Origin of the sequence: Peribacillus sp. FSL K6-1552 (assembly GCF_038005205.1) — a bacterium.
Lineage (GTDB): Bacteria > Bacillota > Bacilli > Bacillales > DSM-1321 > Peribacillus > Peribacillus butanolivorans.
In genome coordinates this window covers 2,093,079-2,108,545 of record NZ_JBBOST010000001.1, presented here as the reverse complement: position 1 = coordinate 2,108,545, position 15,467 = coordinate 2,093,079, and the positions used below count along the sequence as shown (strand labels likewise).

17 protein-coding genes are annotated in these 15,467 nt (G+C 35.7%); 7 read left to right on the top strand and 10 right to left on the bottom strand.

Annotated elements, in window-relative coordinates; translation table 11 throughout:
• Positions 1 to 166: 166 nt before the first annotated feature.
• From NST21_RS10245 to NST21_RS10230, 4 genes are all read right to left on the bottom strand, one after another.
• Positions 167 to 391 (bottom strand): YqaI family protein, encoded by a 225-nt coding sequence (locus tag NST21_RS10245; RefSeq protein WP_223305321.1) that lies wholly within the window; start codon positions 389 to 391, stop codon positions 167 to 169.
• Positions 384 to 599: a hypothetical protein gene (locus NST21_RS10240; RefSeq protein WP_056523836.1), complete on the bottom strand. Its 216-nt coding sequence runs from the start codon at positions 597 to 599 to the stop codon at positions 384 to 386. Before NST21_RS10240 ends, NST21_RS10245 begins: the two co-directional genes overlap by 8 nt.
• Before the next feature lies 1 nt (position 600).
• The gene (locus NST21_RS10235; protein ID WP_340888967.1) at positions 601 to 759 is read right to left on the bottom strand and encodes a hypothetical protein; all 159 of its coding nucleotides are present in this window, start codon (positions 757 to 759) and stop codon (positions 601 to 603) included.
• A gap of 217 nt (positions 760 to 976) precedes the next feature.
• Positions 977 to 1,201: a helix-turn-helix transcriptional regulator gene (locus NST21_RS10230; protein WP_057217595.1), complete on the bottom strand. Its 225-nt coding sequence runs from the start codon at positions 1,199 to 1,201 to the stop codon at positions 977 to 979.
• A 134-nt stretch (positions 1,202 to 1,335) separates the two neighbouring features.
• On the opposite strand from NST21_RS10230, the gene NST21_RS10225 reads away from it, so the two are divergent.
• The 4 genes from NST21_RS10225 to NST21_RS10210 all read left to right on the top strand — a co-directional run bounded on the left by NST21_RS10225 (position 1,336) and on the right by NST21_RS10210 (position 4,949).
• On the top strand, positions 1,336 to 1,974 hold the full coding sequence (locus tag NST21_RS10225) for a LexA family protein (RefSeq protein WP_340888965.1): 639 nt from the start codon (positions 1,336 to 1,338) through the stop codon (positions 1,972 to 1,974).
• Between the two features lie 447 nt (positions 1,975 to 2,421).
• On the top strand, positions 2,422 to 2,679 hold the full coding sequence (locus NST21_RS10220) for a hypothetical protein (protein ID WP_340888963.1): 258 nt from the start codon (positions 2,422 to 2,424) through the stop codon (positions 2,677 to 2,679).
• 616 nt (positions 2,680 to 3,295) lie between these two features.
• Positions 3,296 to 3,856, top strand: coding sequence for a copper resistance CopC family protein (locus NST21_RS10215; protein WP_340888961.1), 561 nt, complete (start codon positions 3,296 to 3,298; stop codon positions 3,854 to 3,856).
• Between the two features lies 1 nt (position 3,857).
• On the top strand, positions 3,858 to 4,949 hold the full coding sequence (locus tag NST21_RS10210; protein ID WP_340888960.1) for a copper resistance D family protein: 1,092 nt from the start codon (positions 3,858 to 3,860) through the stop codon (positions 4,947 to 4,949).
• A gap of 746 nt (positions 4,950 to 5,695) precedes the next feature.
• Here NST21_RS10210 and poxB read toward each other — a convergent pair.
• The 6 genes from poxB to NST21_RS10180 form a co-directional block, all read right to left on the bottom strand.
• The gene (poxB, locus tag NST21_RS10205; RefSeq protein ID WP_340888959.1) at positions 5,696 to 7,420 is read right to left on the bottom strand and encodes a ubiquinone-dependent pyruvate dehydrogenase; all 1,725 of its coding nucleotides are present in this window, start codon (positions 7,418 to 7,420) and stop codon (positions 5,696 to 5,698) included.
• Between the two features lie 262 nt (positions 7,421 to 7,682).
• Complete coding sequence (locus tag NST21_RS10200) at positions 7,683 to 8,381, bottom strand: hypothetical protein (protein ID WP_340888958.1); 699 nt, start codon at positions 8,379 to 8,381, stop codon at positions 7,683 to 7,685.
• A gap of 157 nt (positions 8,382 to 8,538) precedes the next feature.
• The gene (locus tag NST21_RS10195) at positions 8,539 to 8,889 is read right to left on the bottom strand and encodes a hypothetical protein (RefSeq protein WP_340888957.1); all 351 of its coding nucleotides are present in this window, start codon (positions 8,887 to 8,889) and stop codon (positions 8,539 to 8,541) included.
• Positions 8,890 to 9,474: 585 nt separating this feature from the next.
• Entirely contained in the window at positions 9,475 to 9,897 is a 423-nt protein-coding gene (locus NST21_RS10190; RefSeq protein WP_340888956.1) for a hypothetical protein, read from the bottom strand.
• Positions 9,898 to 10,051: 154 nt separating this feature from the next.
• Entirely contained in the window at positions 10,052 to 10,312 is a 261-nt protein-coding gene (locus NST21_RS28780; RefSeq protein ID WP_377372438.1) for a hypothetical protein, read from the bottom strand.
• A 421-nt stretch (positions 10,313 to 10,733) separates the two neighbouring features.
• The gene (locus NST21_RS10180; protein ID WP_340888955.1) at positions 10,734 to 11,600 is read right to left on the bottom strand and encodes a LysR family transcriptional regulator; all 867 of its coding nucleotides are present in this window, start codon (positions 11,598 to 11,600) and stop codon (positions 10,734 to 10,736) included.
• Positions 11,601 to 11,794: 194 nt separating this feature from the next.
• Here NST21_RS10180 and NST21_RS10175 point away from each other — a divergent pair, with 194 nt between their 5' ends.
• The 3 genes from NST21_RS10175 (at position 11,795) to NST21_RS10165 (ending at position 15,385) form a co-directional block, all read left to right on the top strand.
• Complete coding sequence (locus tag NST21_RS10175; protein WP_340888954.1) at positions 11,795 to 12,508, top strand: L-2-amino-thiazoline-4-carboxylic acid hydrolase; 714 nt, start codon at positions 11,795 to 11,797, stop codon at positions 12,506 to 12,508.
• Entirely contained in the window at positions 12,501 to 13,718 is a 1,218-nt protein-coding gene (locus NST21_RS10170) for a Zn-dependent hydrolase (RefSeq protein WP_340888952.1), read from the top strand. Before NST21_RS10175 ends, NST21_RS10170 begins: the two co-directional genes overlap by 8 nt.
• Before the next feature lie 203 nt (positions 13,719 to 13,921).
• Complete coding sequence (locus tag NST21_RS10165; RefSeq protein ID WP_201249741.1) at positions 13,922 to 15,385, top strand: sodium/proline symporter; 1,464 nt, start codon at positions 13,922 to 13,924, stop codon at positions 15,383 to 15,385.
• Positions 15,386 to 15,467: the final 82 nt, after the last annotated feature.

Below are 15,467 nucleotides of genomic sequence, written 5' to 3'. Positions count from 1 at the left end.
TCTTATTTGCAATTTCTTCGAATGCGCCACTGTCCAATTGCTCCTAGTCTTAGCGTACTATATAATTCATTTCATAGATTGTAATTAAATCCTTTCTTTTCGATAACTCATGTTGCTTCCAAAAACAAATAGATTGTCTTTCTGGATTTGACCCAAGAGTCCTTTTTTAATCAGCAGTTTTAAATAAAAAACCGTAAACTTCACTAAGGTAACTATCTAGGTTTACTTTCAACACAACTTCACCTGTGGATGGATCCATTACAATTGAATCACCCAATAAAATTCCATGGCCATAATAATCAATGCCTGCATGTTCTGGTTGCGCTTTAAAGCTAAGAAAACCTATCTTTAGAGTCTGAGAAATTTTTGGATGTTTGATTTCTTTAGGCACTTAACTCGCCTCCTTTATACTCGTATTTCACACCAACAACAGGTAAATTAATTTCTGTGATAAGCTCGTCCTTGCGATTAAACAATTTGAATACTCCATCGTGTAAGATAATGTCCTCAACAACTTCTCCACCAAATTCCCTACCAATCGAAATGGTATTAACAACTGCTCCTGAAACTACCTCAAAAGATTTAATTTCTCTTTCCACTTTATCCACCTTCCATCAATTGTTTTCTCAAATTATCATAAGTACGGATTTTTGAGAAAACTCTATTTTTAGTCTGATTTTCCGGTGGCACGTTCGGATGATTTTCAATATAATAAAGCCGCGCTTCTTCAGTCATTAACCAAAAGATAACATCACTCATATGACTTAATTCCTTTAATACGACCATCAGCCATATTGTTATACAAGTGTTTTATTTTCCGAACTGTTAGATAATCTATTCACCCAAAGATGTTTAAAGCAATGTTCTTTTATATCCTAAAATGTTCGCCTTTGTTCCCATATAATTGAGTGGTTTTATTACTCCATTCAAAAAGGGTTGCTCAATCACTTGTTAAGCCAGATGGTAAACTTGCCCCTTAACTACACTTAAAGTGTATGTCAGGGTCAAAAAAAATGATATCGTCAATCGAAAAACCAACGCACTCTGCAAACAAAAAAGCCTTATCAATACGTAAAGGAATTTTATATTGCTCGTAATCGATATAGGTTCTCTTGGCCATTCCTAGCACTTTTGCCATTTCTTCTTGTGTTAAACCTTTATACTTTCTCGCCTGTTTGATTGTAAATTTCACATTTGTCACATCTTGTCACCTCCTGTCTAAAAAAAGAATATCACACTTGAAGTATAGTTAACAACAAATTGATGTAAAATTCACACACCTTAAGTTTACTCATATTCACTCATAGTGTATATTCAAGGTAGAGGTGAAGAAATATGCACATTGGAGAACGAATTAAAAAGTTAAGAAAAGAACGAAGAATGACCCAAGAAGATTTAGCAAAAATATTAAAAGTTGCTCCTACAGCAGTATCAGCCTGGGAATCGGGGCGTAACAAACCTTTAATGGATAAATTAAGCCTGATGTCTACTTGCTTTGATATACCGCTTTCCCACCTCATTGAAGGATCACCTACAGTTGAAGATGATCCTTCAATGGAATATTTAAACGAGAAGAACGTCAGATTTATTGGTGTTTACGGAAATATCCCTGCTGGTGAACCGAATTTTGCCCGAGAGTATATTGAAGCCTATATGCCTACTTTAAATTCTATGCTAGATACAAACAAAGAATATTTTTATCTTAAGGTAAATGGCAACAGCATGAATAAAGAATTCAGCGACGGCTCACTTATCCTAGTTGAAAAAACAACCTATGTTGAAAGCGGTAAAATTGGCGTGGTCTTAGTAAATGGTCATGATGCTACAGTCAAAAAAGTGAACATTCTCGAAGAAAACATCACACTGATTCCATCCAGCACTGATCCATTTTATGAAGAAAAAACTTATAACATCAAAAAAGATCGGGTTCGAATATTAGGAAAAGTAGTTCAAGCAATAAAAATATACGATTGATAATTCCAATCGTGAGCAATTTAAAGATGGGCGAAGGTTCACCCTCTTTTAGATGTTTTATCATTTAATTTATTTCTCTATCAAGGAAGCCCTGCTCATTTTCATCTATCAACCAGGTTGGACCATTATTAATTTTTGCAGCAATCCCACAAAATCTACCGCACAATAAGAAGAACCCTTTTTTATCGTAGGATTCTAATATTTAACAAGTCAGGTTTTTCATTCTTTTAATTTCGGTTATACTATCGTTCACAACCACTTATAAGATTCGTATAATTAGAGTATTATATTTCGCCTCTGTAGCTCTAGAAGGGAAGAGCGCCGGAAAACATTGTAGCCACCGGGTCGCAAGGTAAGGGTTTCAGAAGCACCGAAAAGCAAATAAGCTGAGGCAGGTGCAATTCCTGCCGGTGAAAATCCGTAGGGAAGCGTGTTCTCCCCTATCCTATGCTTACGAAAGGAGTGCGGGTTCGAATCCCGTCAGAGGCTTTCACTTCCTTTGCACAAGTTGCGTTGTTTCCATCTGTTGTAAGGTTCTTCAATGAAGTTACTGCCACTGTTACAGGTGCAGGGAATTTAACAATTGCAGTTGAAGACTTCTGGACTGACACAGGAGCAGATGCTACTACACTTCCGGCTTTAGCAACAGATAATAGTTACTTTAATGGTTATGTTATTGTGTACTGCAGATGGATGATCTATTAACCTATACTCCTGGAGGTGCAGTTGTAAGGCAATTAGTAATTACAGTTCCTGCTGGTTCAACTATTGAACAAAATTCATACCCACGAGCGATACAACTGTTATCAATTAATCCATTAAAGACCTCTGAAGAATAAGGGGATAAACCTTCTCTCTCCCAAATTGTATGTATAGTTACCTCTTACAATTGAGTTGTAGAATTGTATCAGCAATATTTCTATTTATCGATACTTTTCTTAATTTATCTATTCGTTAGTTATCGAAAAACAAGCGCATGGATGGGATTATTATGAGGTGGTTTGCTTGTGTTTACCTTTTACATTGCGATGTTAACGAGTATTAAATTTTTATAAAAGTGAGTGATTTGAGGATTTAAGGTTGATTGAATTTTTTTCAATTCCTCTTTTACTCGATTTCCCTATTCCTCTTCATATCAAAAAGTCCTCACTATTGTCATTTTGAGTTGAAATTAAAATCTTTCACTCATATTGTTCCACCTCATTCAAATATTTTGTTTATGCCGAGTTTGCCAATTTGTCGAAAATTTGTTGTAATGATGGTTTGAATATAATACCCACTCTGATACAATGAGTGCGTTATTACTATTTGGAGGTTAATTATGATAAAAAAGTTATTTTTATTTACGTTTATATTCTTCCTAGCATTTGTGAACAATGCTTTGGCTCACACTGGTTTAGAAAGCTCATCTCCTCAAAATGGAGCTATTGTTAAAGAGGAATTGCAAGAAATCACATTAACTTTTGAATCAAAGATAGAACAGAACAGTACATTTGAGATTCAAAATTTAAATGGAGATTCAATACCTGTTAAAAATATCTCTATAACAGAGAATAAAATGGTAGGTAGTTTTTCAAATCCTTTAGAAAATGGGAAATATCAAGCGAAATGGAAGATTATCGGAGCAGATGGGCATCCTATTGATGGAGATTTTTCCTTCTCGGTAGATATGCCTGTTACTGAAACTCCTGCAGAAATACAAAAGGAACAAAAAAAAGAAGATGCGAAACAAGTAGAAGAAAATAAACCAAAAACAGCAAATGAACCAAAAGAGGAAATCGAACAAAATAAATTGCCCTCTTATATAATTCCATCTATTATTGGCGTATTAATTGTGATAGTTGTTGGAAGTTTCATATGGGTATTGAGAAGGAAAAAATAAAATGTTCTTAATAGGAATCATTAGTGAGGCATTGTTATATCTTTGCTTTTCTCTTCTCATCGGCAGCTTTCTCTTATATCTTGTACCAAGCTCTTATCGACCGGATATAAATGTACCAAAGGGTTATTTAATGATGGCTATAGGGGGTATAGCCATCTTTTCGTTTATCCCCGTTTTACAATTGATTTTATACCTATATGAGGATATTGGATTTTCTCAAACTTTTCAGTCTGTTCTTTTTACATTTGAAGTGGGAAAAGCGTGGGTTTTTACTTACATTTTCTCGAATTTATTATTTATTTTAGTGGTTTGGTTTGATTATCGAAAAAGGGCCCTCTATTCTTACATTGGGATTATCTTCACGCTCATATTAATTCTTGCACTTGGTTGGTCAAGTCACGCCAGTTCGTATGATCAGGTGAAGGGCTTTTTAAATCAATCAGCCCATTTTACTGCTGTTAGTGTTTGGACAGGGATACTAATCGTTGTTAGTTGGTTTTCAAAAAATCATTCTAATTGGTTGAATTTCTTAAAATGGTTTACACCTGTTGCTATTGTTTGCTTTGCAAGTACTATTGTGACAGGTCTTATACTAATGACCTTTGTTGTTGATTTTAAGGATTATTCTAATTCTTGGATGATTCCTTATGGACAAGCCCTCTTGATTAAACATATATTGATTATTCCTTTAATGGTATACGCAGGAATCAACAGTATTCTTATGAAAAGGAAATTAGAAAAAGATATAAACTTTAATCCAAGACCTTGGGCAAGAGTAGAAAGTATCGTAATTCTGCTTATATTTTCAGCAACTGCAGCATTAGGACAACAATCACCACCACACGAAACAACTGTAACAAGTGAAGTGGTTTCTAAATTATTTACGATGTTTTATCAAGGGCAGTTTCAGCCAGAAATGACTGTTCAACTTGTTCTAAACTCAACAAGTATGTCTCTTATTTTGTTAGCCCTTTTATTCTTAGTTTTAACCATTTTTTCATTCACCAAGAAAGCCCCTGCTGTCGTTTCTTTTTTTATGTGTATCCTATTAGTGCTATGCGTTTATTTATCTCTCATATTAGGACTCCAATAAAAATCACTAAGAATTTACTTCCCTATATCTTCCTGGTTTCTGCTATGAATGCAGGAAGATATAGGTCGTATGGTATTATGCCAACTCTTAAAGAAAAACTATTTGCTAACAAAACAAGAGAGATAAAAGATGCTGCTTAGTTTTTTAATACGTAGATTCAAAAGATCGCCAGATAGGCGGTCTTTTTTGCAATCTTCTTGTTGAATTCCCCCAGTATGATCGTTTCCCTTTGTCTATCTATACTTTATTTTTAACCCTTAATTTTTGAAAGTCTTAAAAAAACAAAAATTGGGTTGGACAGATATTTACGGATTAAAGATTATTCATATATTCTATCGAGGTTTTCTTTGAAATAGATATTATAGGAATATATATCATGCCACTTTAGCAAGAAAGAGGTCTTAAAATTGGGAAGCTAGCTAAATCCATACCGCTGCACCTAGGAAGGCATTAACGGTTTGATCTAAATCAGCATCAGGCATAATGATCATGTGGTTCTTTTACCACCAAAAGTAGCGACTCGTTTATTATTTCGGCATCCCTCCGAACCCACAAAAGAAATAATTTCTATTTTAAAGAAGACATAGAAAAAAAGAATATGAGGCCCTATTTGTGCTCATGCAGATTTATACAGCCCTTTTATTTTACAGTATCAGAGCAGGCTAATGTTCAACCTGCCTGCATTTTTTTATGTTTTAACCTTTACCTTATTTGCTTTCTATTAACACTTACCTCTTACTTCTATACTATCGGATGAGATTGGTCTTAGCCAGCTCCACAATATCATTGCCCTGGCCATTCAGCACTGCTTTAAGCATCCAAAGAGTGAATCCCTGTGCCTGTTCTAATTTGATACTAGGCGGAAGTGACAGCTCCTGGCGGTTTACAACCACGTCAAGTACAACTGGGCCGTTATGTGAAAAAGCTCGTTTCACCGCATTCTCAAGATCTGCCGGGTCTTCTACACGAATTCCTTCTATTCCCATCGCCTGGGCAACATCAGCGAAGTTTGGATTCTCTAGACCTGTCCCTGTTTCTAGGTAGCCTGAAGACTTCATCTCGAGTTCTACGAAACCTAGAGCATTGTTGTTAAATACAACTACTTTTACCGGTAATTTATGCTGCCGAAGCGTCAATAAATCACCCATTAACATTGAGAGTCCTCCATCTCCAGACAGTGCCACTACTTGAACTTCCGGTCTCGCAGCCTGGGCTCCAATTGCCTGAGGCAAAGCATTTGCCATCGTTCCGTGATTGAAAGATCCCAGAAGTCGTCTTTTTCCGTTCATTTCTAGGTATCGTGCAGCCCATAAAGTTGGTGTACCTACATCACATGTAAACACTGTGCCCTCACTGGCGAGATTGCTTATTACTTTAGTAAGAAATTGCGGATGAATCGGCTTCCTTCCTGGCTTCCCTATTGCAAGCTTATCCAATCCCCTGCGAACATCCTGATAATTTGAAACAAATTTATCTAGATGATGAGTGTCATGTGTTTCACTTAAAAGAGGAAGTAGTGATTCAACTGTATATTTAACGTCTCCACAAAGTCCAAAGGTTAATGCTGCTCGGCGGCCTAAATGTTCCGCTCGAATATCAACTTGTAAAATAATTGATTTTTTAGGTAAAAATTGCCTGTACGGGAAGTCTGTACCAAGCATTAATAATACATCACAATCCATCATGGCATGATATCCAGATGAATATCCAATAAGACCCGTTAGTCCCACCAAATATGGATTATCATACTCAAGATGTTCTTTCCCTCTAAGTGCAATGACCATTGGCGATTTAAGTTTGTCACAAAGCTGCATCAACTGAGCGTGGGCTCCTTCACAACCTGCCCCGCACAATAATGTGATGCGTTTACCACTATTAAGATATTCTGACAGGCGTTTTAACTCTTCATCAGATGGCCGAACAACCGGCTGTGTTATGTGGATTACCTGTTCAGGAACACTTTCATTGTCAGCGAGTAAAGCAACATCTCCAGGAAGAACGAGGACAGAGACACCTTTTCGTGAAATGGAATGTTGTAGAGCCATCGTAACCATGCGGGGCATCTGTTCAGGTTTTGTCACAACCTCACAGAAATGACTGCACTCCTTGAATAAATGCTCAGGATTTGTTTGTTGGAAATAGTCTCCTCCAATTTCATTACTTGGTATATGTGCCGCAATAGCCAACACTGGTATTCGACTTCGATGACAATCGTAAAGTCCATTGATTAGGTGAAGATTCCCCGGGCCACTGCTTCCTGCACAAACTGCGATACTGTTACTTAATAATGCGTCAGAACCCGCAGCGAAGGCTGCAACCTCCTCATGCCTCACCGATATCCAATCAATCTTCCCCGAACGGCGAATGGAATCTAAAACAGCGTTCAGTGAGTCACCCACTATCCCGTAAATCCGTTTTACTCCAGCGTTCAGCAAAGAATCAATCAGTAAATCTGCTATTGTTTGTTTCATCCTTTTCCTTTCCTCCTTAGTAAATATAAAAATCTTGTATTTTATTACCCGCGTCTTAACAAAATAATAATCCTAATATTAATTTCAATTTATTAACATTAAGGTTTCCTTTTTACTGTTTAATATTCTGTTGATGTAAACATCCTTTCACTAAGGCGGAAAGGCGGAGTTTCGACTTACCATTATTGAAAAAGCTGCCTTAAAGACAGCTCCGATCTTAAGCTAAAGTACCTGTTAGTTGAAAAAGTTCGTATCAACTTATTTATTCTGATTTAAACTCAATCTTCTTTGCTTGATACATTTTATCTTTAAATTCATAAGAAATTTCAATCGTACCAATGAACATGGCGGGAGTAATTTGACCACCTACATAAGCCAACAAATGATTATCAACCACATCAAATTTGACGATACTGCCAAAAGCAACATCATTAAACAAATGGTCTAGGGGGATTTGAAACTTTTCGATATTAATTACCGTTTTCTTATCGCCAATTGACACTACAGCTTCATGTTGTGTCAGTTTTGTTTTAACATTTTTCAAAATAATCGCTATGGGATTGTCTACTAGAACCTCTTCATAAATCTCACCTATATTGGTTTGGGTTTTATTTAGTACATGGACTTCACTATCTAAAGCCTCTGTGCCATAACCCTTTGTTAATACAATAGTTAAATCCTTCTTCTTATCTTGATTTAAGTCATTGTATAGGATTCTTGGGGCATATGAAGGATTGGTTACATTCACCCAATAAGGAAAATATCTTGTTCCCCCATCAATCTTCATCTCGAAATCTCTGTACATGCCATTTTTTCTATCTATGTCATTAGCATATAAAATAACATTGGCTTCTTTTGATTTTGAAATAACCTTTTTGGATTCAGCGAATACTGTTGTCATACTTTGACCGTTATAAAAAGAATTAACCATGACCAGTAAAAACAGAATTTTGTACCACATAAAGTCCACCTCATGATTAATATGTCACTTGTCTTATTTCGCTATACTGCCCCTTTAGTGCCATAAGAAAAAGGCTGCCTCAGCAACCTTCCTTATTGAAGTAAAGCACCCGTTAGTTGAAGAAGAGACAACATTTTTAATGGCGCTAACGAACCCGTTACTTTAAGAATATATTTATTAGTGTTTTTGCACTCTCATTATCCAACTCTCCATAACTTTTGTTTTCATTATTGCTAATAATTGTCGCCGTACCGTTTTCATTGAACCAGATTTCATATTCAACAATTCTCTCAGGCATATTTTCATCAAAAGTGTAAAATAGAGTAGCAATTAAATCAGGTTTTCTAGCCATTTTAACCATTCTATTGTCCCATTTGATATGTTTAAATGCCTCGCTTAACAATTCTATTGATTCGTTATCTGTTATCATTAAAGCTTCTACGTACTTTCCTTCAGCATCGATTTTTTGAACATCCACTCTTGTTAATTGTTCTGTATCTTCTCCCATACAACCGACCAATAGCAACATAAAAACAAAAAGAAAAATAAAATTTATAATTTTTCTAATCTTATTCCACCTCCATATATTTAGAGACGATTACATTGCATAATAGTTCCAACCTTTATAACTAAACTACCTCTTTGGTTGAACAAGGTTATTTTTTTCCTCTAATTTGAATGTATGATTATGTAAATTTTCGTACATTAAAAAGATTTCCAAGACGTGGTCTTCTTCTTGAACCAACGCCACTCGTTAGCTTAATAAGCCAGATAAAAAAATTAAAGCAAAGACGCTATCCAAAAGTTTTCTTTTGGACAGTATCATCTAGATATACTTCAGAAGGCCGCCAATTGGCGGCCTTCTTATGGCACTAACACACCTTTAGGGGTAGCTCCAACCATTTATCACATTTCCTACGCTAAGGATCAACTTGATAAATAAGGGTTTTCCTAAAACGTTCATTTAAGAAAATTTTCCTATTACTCGAAAGTGATGGTTAAAAAGAGTGATTTTCAATCCTTAAACTCTTCCTTATTCAAAATCTCTATCTAAAGACAGAGAAACGTTACAGGATCTTCCTTAGCGTGGGTTTTACGTCAAATCGTTGGCGGGACCCCTTCTTGTGCCCAGTATGATGAGGGCGACATAGATTACGATGGCAATCGAATCTATAAGCGTATCCGTAAGCCCGGATACGTCAAGAAATGCCGTTACACTAAGAATAACCATCAGTCGGACGATCAGGATCGCCGCGATCAACCATGCGGCAAACCGGATCTTTGATTGCTCGGTTTGGAATGACATGAAAATGAAAGCGATGCCGAAGACCAGATTTTCCGCCGTGATGATGTGCCGGACATACGTGAATACTGTCTGGGTACCCACGGATATCGCCTCAATGTTGAGCGTCGGTAGCACAGCGGATTGCCCGTTCCATGCGTGCGTGACGGCAAACAGCATCGCAAGGACGCCTGCAATCAGATAATAAAAATTCCTAACCTTGATGTTCACCACAACCTTCCTTGGAAATTCCCGGTCCCTTCTTTCTCTTTTTTGTTTACTTCTTTAATCTATTCTGTAATTTGAAACAAAGTCGTACCGTTTCATTCCTTATCGAATAAAGAATTCTAAGTGATTTTTAATCAAACTTTTTTATAAAACGGAATATTCATTCAAAAAGATAAGAATCCATTTTGATCAACCTTTTTTCAAAATGGATTCTTTTTTTGTGCCGTAGAATATGAGTTTGTTGAACGTTTTTGATTAAACCTGCTTTCGGTGATGGGCCAATAGGATGCTCATTAGAAGCTAATTTAATAAACCTTTTCAGCCCTAATTCTTTTTGAACTTCCCATAATGGTTTACCTGGTGTATACGGCTTAAGTTTATCCAGTGCTTTACGAGACCTTATCTGATTGGTGTTGTACATTGCCTACTCCCTCAAATCGATTTAGTTTTTTACTCATCTATTTAGTTTTTAACTCATCTACTAAAACAAACTATAAAAGATTTGAAATTTCCCTATATGAAAAGTCCCATGATAAAGAGATAATTGTGAAACAATTCACTCATTTAACCAATAAATAATCATTATTTAGCCATTTATGTGATTGTTAGATTAGAATCGACTCTATAATAATAAAAGATTTAATATTTTTATCACCATCCATTAACTTTTAATTAATAAAAAAGAATCATGAAAATATCATGATCCTTAGTTGATATAAGATGCTAAATATTCAACAGCATTAAGGGCTTCCGCAAACCTTTTCAGTTCATTTGGTGAAAATATACAATTAATACAAGTGTGACAACGACAAATAGTTTGTTTATGTGCTAAAGAGCTGTTTTCATTTTAACCATTCCTGAATAAACTCAATTAGTTTTTTCGATCCTGGTGACATATAACGTAAGGAAGTGGCTGCAATTCCAATGGAGCGATAATAATTACCTTCCAAAGGGATTATTCGAATACTCTCGTGGATACGATACAGTATCATTTCAGGGAGGATACTGATTCCAAGACCATTTTGCACCATGGAAATGATCGCCTGATCTTCAGCGATTTCATATTTGATTTTTGGTTTGATTTTGTGTTCTTTCAAAATTCTTCGAACATCCTTATCGATGCTTGATTTAGGCATGATAAAAGATTCATCTTTGAGTTGATCTAAGTAAATGATATCTTGCTGATTTAAAGGGTGCGTATCCGGTAAAATACACAAAAGTCTATCTTTTTTTAACGGAATCACTTCATATGCCTTTGAAACTGGCAAGGACATAAAACCAAAATCAATGGTTCCATCCGAGATCCATTGATCAATTTCATCGTAATCTCCTTCAAATAGTTTTATTTCTATGTACGGGAAATCTATATTAAATTGCTTAATAATCATAGGCAACCATTGAATAGACACACTCGGAAGTGTACCGATTCGTACGATACCTGTTTCTAGTCCATTAATTTTAGATACTTCCTGCATCATCAGCTCATTCCATTTTAATATTTCTCGCATATAAAGCAGCATTTTTTCTCCATTGCTGGTTAAATGAATACCTAAACGTCCCCGAGTAATCAACGAAAAACCGAAGTCGGACTCAAGACTTGCTATTGCATGACTTACAGCTGATTGAGTTAATCCAACTACTTCCGCTGCTTTCGATAGACTTCCTGTTTCTACAACGGTTCTAAAGATCTCATATTTGATCAGTGTCATTCATAGTCACTCCAACTATTAATTTTTTTCATATTTTATATTACAATTATTCATTTGATTTATATAAAGAATTGAATTTATAATAACAATTAATCAATTGCTAGTAAATTTATCGGTTTTATAAATTTAAAAAACTAACTTAAACGAAAGCTAGAATTATACAAAAAATGAAAAATAGAAAGTGAGTGTTTATATTGAGTAAAACGAATCATGTTATCCCACCATATTCCATGGAAGTCATGACAGCTAAATTATTTACAGAAATAGAAAAAATCGTTGTTTCGAAATATAAAGAAAATGGAAAGGCATTACTGCAACAAGGAATTGATAATTTTGGATATAAAGACGCGGAAGTGATTGCGATAAAAGCAACGACAGAAAGAGAAAATCATACGTTATTTGACTATATTCCTAAAGATCATAACAGTCAAAATAAGTATGGAAATCTTACACCCTTTGCCCTATTTGCAAGATTATTTGCCCAAATTACGAAAGCTATAGTAGATACTTATGGCGATGAAGGAGAAGCAGCTATTCAAGAAGGTATATGGCAATTTGGTGAAAAGCGTGGTCGTGGTATTGCACAAAGAGCCAGAGTAAATGGGGCGGACAACACAATTGATCAATACTTAACAAACTACGATATGGGACGAAGTGATTTGTTTACCATTGAAACGGTGAATAAATCTGAGGAAATCGAGCAAACATTTACAGTATGTCCATTAGGCCAACAATGGGCTGATGACGATATGCATTCTTACGGACTTGTTTATTGTAGGGTGATAGATGATGCAATTGCTCATGGTTTTAACAATAAATTTAACGTCGTACATGATCAATTTGTGTTAAAAGAAGGACAATGTCATTTTCGTTTTCAATTAAAAGATTCAGAGGAAAAAAATGATTAATATCAAGCGATTGAATACCCATTTAGAAGAGTTATCCGTCATTGGAAAAACAAAAGATGGTGGCATTAATCGGTTTTCTTATACAAGTGATGAGAGACGAGCAAATGAACGAGTCAAACAATATATGGAATCTGCTGGTTTAACCGTCCATTATGATACAGTGGGCAATCTGATTGGGAGTCAAGAGGCTACAGATGATTTACCCACTATTTTAATAGGTTCACATATTGATACCGTTCCAAATGGCGGAAAGTATGATGGGAGTTTAGGAGTCTTAACCGCCATTGAAGTCATACATTCGTTAAAAGAAAAAGAAATTGAACTGAAACATCCTGTTAAAATTGTTGCCTTTAAGGATGAGGAAGGAACCCGTTTTGGCTTTGGTATGATTGGGAGCCGAGCTGTCACAGGTACATTGACATCCAATGATTTAAAAAAAGTAGATAATCAAGGAATATCGATTGAACAAGCTATGAGGGATTATGGATTAGAAAAGCAGCATCTCCAAAGTGCGAAAATAGAAAACGTAAAGTGCTATTTAGAAGTTCATATCGAACAAGGAAAGGTTCTTGAAAATAATGAAGCAGCAGTAGGTAATGTAACTGGTATCGCTGGTCCGGTGTGGCTTCAGTTCAAATTAACAGGACTGTCCGAGCATGCTGGTGCAACACCGATGAATCAAAGACAAGATGCTTTAGTAGGAGCTAGTTTAATTATTGCAGAGGTTGAAAAAATAGCTAAGGAGTCCCCTTCATCTGTAGCTACCGTGGGCAAACTTTCTGTAAAACCAAACGGCGTGAACGTCATTCCTGGTGAGGTGGAATGGACAATTGATATTAGAGATATCGATGAAAAAACCAGAGATCAAGTCGAACAAGAGATTAGAAAATTCGCAAAAAAGATAGCTAATGATCGACAATTACACTTAGAAATCTCTGTATTACAACGTGTTGCACCTGTTCGTTGTGAAGACAACATTCAAGATGTCATAAAGGAAAGTATTCAAGAATTAGGTGAATCCATCGTCTCTTTACCTAGTGGTGCCGGACATGATGCCATGCAGTTTAAAAATCGATTCCCAATTGGTATGATTTTTGTTAGATCGAAAGATGGGATCAGTCATAATCCAAGGGAATTTTCTTCAGAGCAAGATATTGAAAAAGCCGCTAAAGTCTTATATTTAACAATTCTACAATTAGACAAAAACTAAAGAATATATCATTGTAGTATGTTCAGAGCCTGTTTATGATTATACTTTTTCAAAATCTGGCTCTTTTATTTATATAAATCAAGGGTTAAATCATGTTTTTGAAATTAGATGTTAACCGTGAATAATCCCTGATGGGAAAAAAATTTTGTATTTATTCTTACTATACAACTTTGTTTAATATAATTTATAAAGGAGATAATAAAATGAATTTTTCAGGATCCTCGATTGTTTTTGCCGAAATCATCATTTACCTTCTCTTAATGCTTGGAGTGGGTGTGCTCTTTAGTAGAAAAAAATTGGACCACGCTGATTATTTTCTCGGTGGAAATAAGTTACCTGGTTGGGCACTAGCTTTTTCTGAAAGAGCTACAGGTGAATCCGCCTATATGTTCTTAGGGGCAGTAGGTTTTATTTATGTAACAGGTTTGTCAGGAATATGGATCTTATCGGGAATGTTTATAGGCGTCCTCTTTTCTTGGCTCTTTTTAGCCAAAAGATTTATGAATGAAACAAAAAAATATAAAGTGTATACATTAACCGACTATATAGCTGTGAAATTTCCTAATCACACTAATTTGATTCGTTGGTTGTCATCGATCATTATGGTCATATTTTTTACTTGCTACTTAGCAGCTCAATTTTCCGGTGTTGGTAAAACTCTTTATTCTTTTTCTGGACTTAATATTACGGTAGGAACCATTGTAGTTGCCCTCATCATTATTGCTTACTCTTGTATGGGTGGGTTTATGTCAGTTGTATGGACTGATACAATTCAAAGTTTTTTAATGGTTTTAGCGTTTATTATCGTTCCAATTGCAGGATTTTTTGAAATTCAACAAAATGATTTATCGATTTCGTATACCTTAAGTTCAATGGGAAGTGGTGCAGATAGTTGGATCGGAGGATTATCTGGACTAGCCATCGGAGCCATGCTATTTACAAACCTTTCTTGGTTCTTTGGCTGGCTTGGCGGACAGCCGCAATTAAGTTCTCGCTTTATGGCGTTAAAGGATGAAAAAGAACTAAAAACAGGAAAAATTGTTGCGATTATTTGGACATTAATTGTCTATGTCGGTGCCTTTTTATCTGCCATTTTTGCTTCCGTTATCTATAAACAAGGAACGATTGAAGATTCTGAAATGATTTTGCCTCATATGGTATTCGATTTGTTGCCACCATGGGTTGCAGGAATCATCATTGCAGGAATTTTAGCTGCTATCATGTCAACAGCTTCTTCTCAATTACTCGTTATTACAACATCAGTAAGTGAAGATATTGTTCATAAAGCAATGGGTATGACGATAAAGAGTCAAACCTTAGTGAAATTATCTCGTTGCATTGCCATTGTAGCTGGTCTTGTAGGTATTGTTGTTTCGTTAGCATCTGGCTCCATTATTTATAATATGGTCAGTTTTGCTTGGGCAGGAGTCGGCAATACATTTTCTGCCGTCATTTTACTTATATTCTTTTGGAAAAAAACATCTGGCACAGGCGTAGTAGCCACTATTATTACAGGGTTTATCAGTGCCATCCTGTGGACCACTTCTCCTTTAGAAGCCATCGTGACTGCTAAAGCGGCCACTTTCTTTATCTGTCTTATTGTTGGTATTGTAGTGAGTTTATGGTTTCCTGAAAAAGTTTCAAAATCAGCTAAATTAGCTTCTTAATTGTTCCAAATAGGTTGGAATGATTGACAGTTGCTAGTTCAAGTCAGAATTATCTTATATAAACCTTGTAATCCTTGTCTAT

Excerpts from the sequence above, each read along its gene's own strand:
- NST21_RS10235 (WP_340888967.1), bottom strand. The coding sequence starts at position 759 with ATGAGTGATGTTATCTTTTGGTTAATGACTGAAGAAGCGCGGCTTTAT.
- NST21_RS10200 (WP_340888958.1), bottom strand. The coding sequence starts at position 8,381 with ATGTGGTACAAAATTCTGTTTTTACTGGTCATGGTTAATTCTTTTTAT.
- NST21_RS10215 (WP_340888961.1), top strand. The coding sequence starts at position 3,296 with ATGATAAAAAAGTTATTTTTATTTACGTTTATATTCTTCCTAGCATTT.
- NST21_RS10170 (WP_340888952.1), top strand. The coding sequence starts at position 12,501 with ATGATTAATATCAAGCGATTGAATACCCATTTAGAAGAGTTATCCGTC.
- NST21_RS10225 (WP_340888965.1), top strand. The coding sequence starts at position 1,336 with ATGCACATTGGAGAACGAATTAAAAAGTTAAGAAAAGAACGAAGAATG.
- NST21_RS28780 (WP_377372438.1), bottom strand. The coding sequence starts at position 10,312 with ATGTACAACACCAATCAGATAAGGTCTCGTAAAGCACTGGATAAACTT.
- NST21_RS10220 (WP_340888963.1), top strand. The coding sequence starts at position 2,422 with ATGCTTACGAAAGGAGTGCGGGTTCGAATCCCGTCAGAGGCTTTCACT.
- NST21_RS10195 (WP_340888957.1), bottom strand. The coding sequence starts at position 8,889 with ATGGGAGAAGATACAGAACAATTAACAAGAGTGGATGTTCAAAAAATC.
- NST21_RS10180 (WP_340888955.1), bottom strand. The coding sequence starts at position 11,600 with ATGACACTGATCAAATATGAGATCTTTAGAACCGTTGTAGAAACAGGA.
- poxB (WP_340888959.1), bottom strand. The coding sequence starts at position 7,420 with ATGAAACAAACAATAGCAGATTTACTGATTGATTCTTTGCTGAACGCT.
- NST21_RS10210 (WP_340888960.1), top strand. The coding sequence starts at position 3,858 with ATGTTCTTAATAGGAATCATTAGTGAGGCATTGTTATATCTTTGCTTT.
- NST21_RS10165 (WP_201249741.1), top strand. The coding sequence starts at position 13,922 with ATGAATTTTTCAGGATCCTCGATTGTTTTTGCCGAAATCATCATTTAC.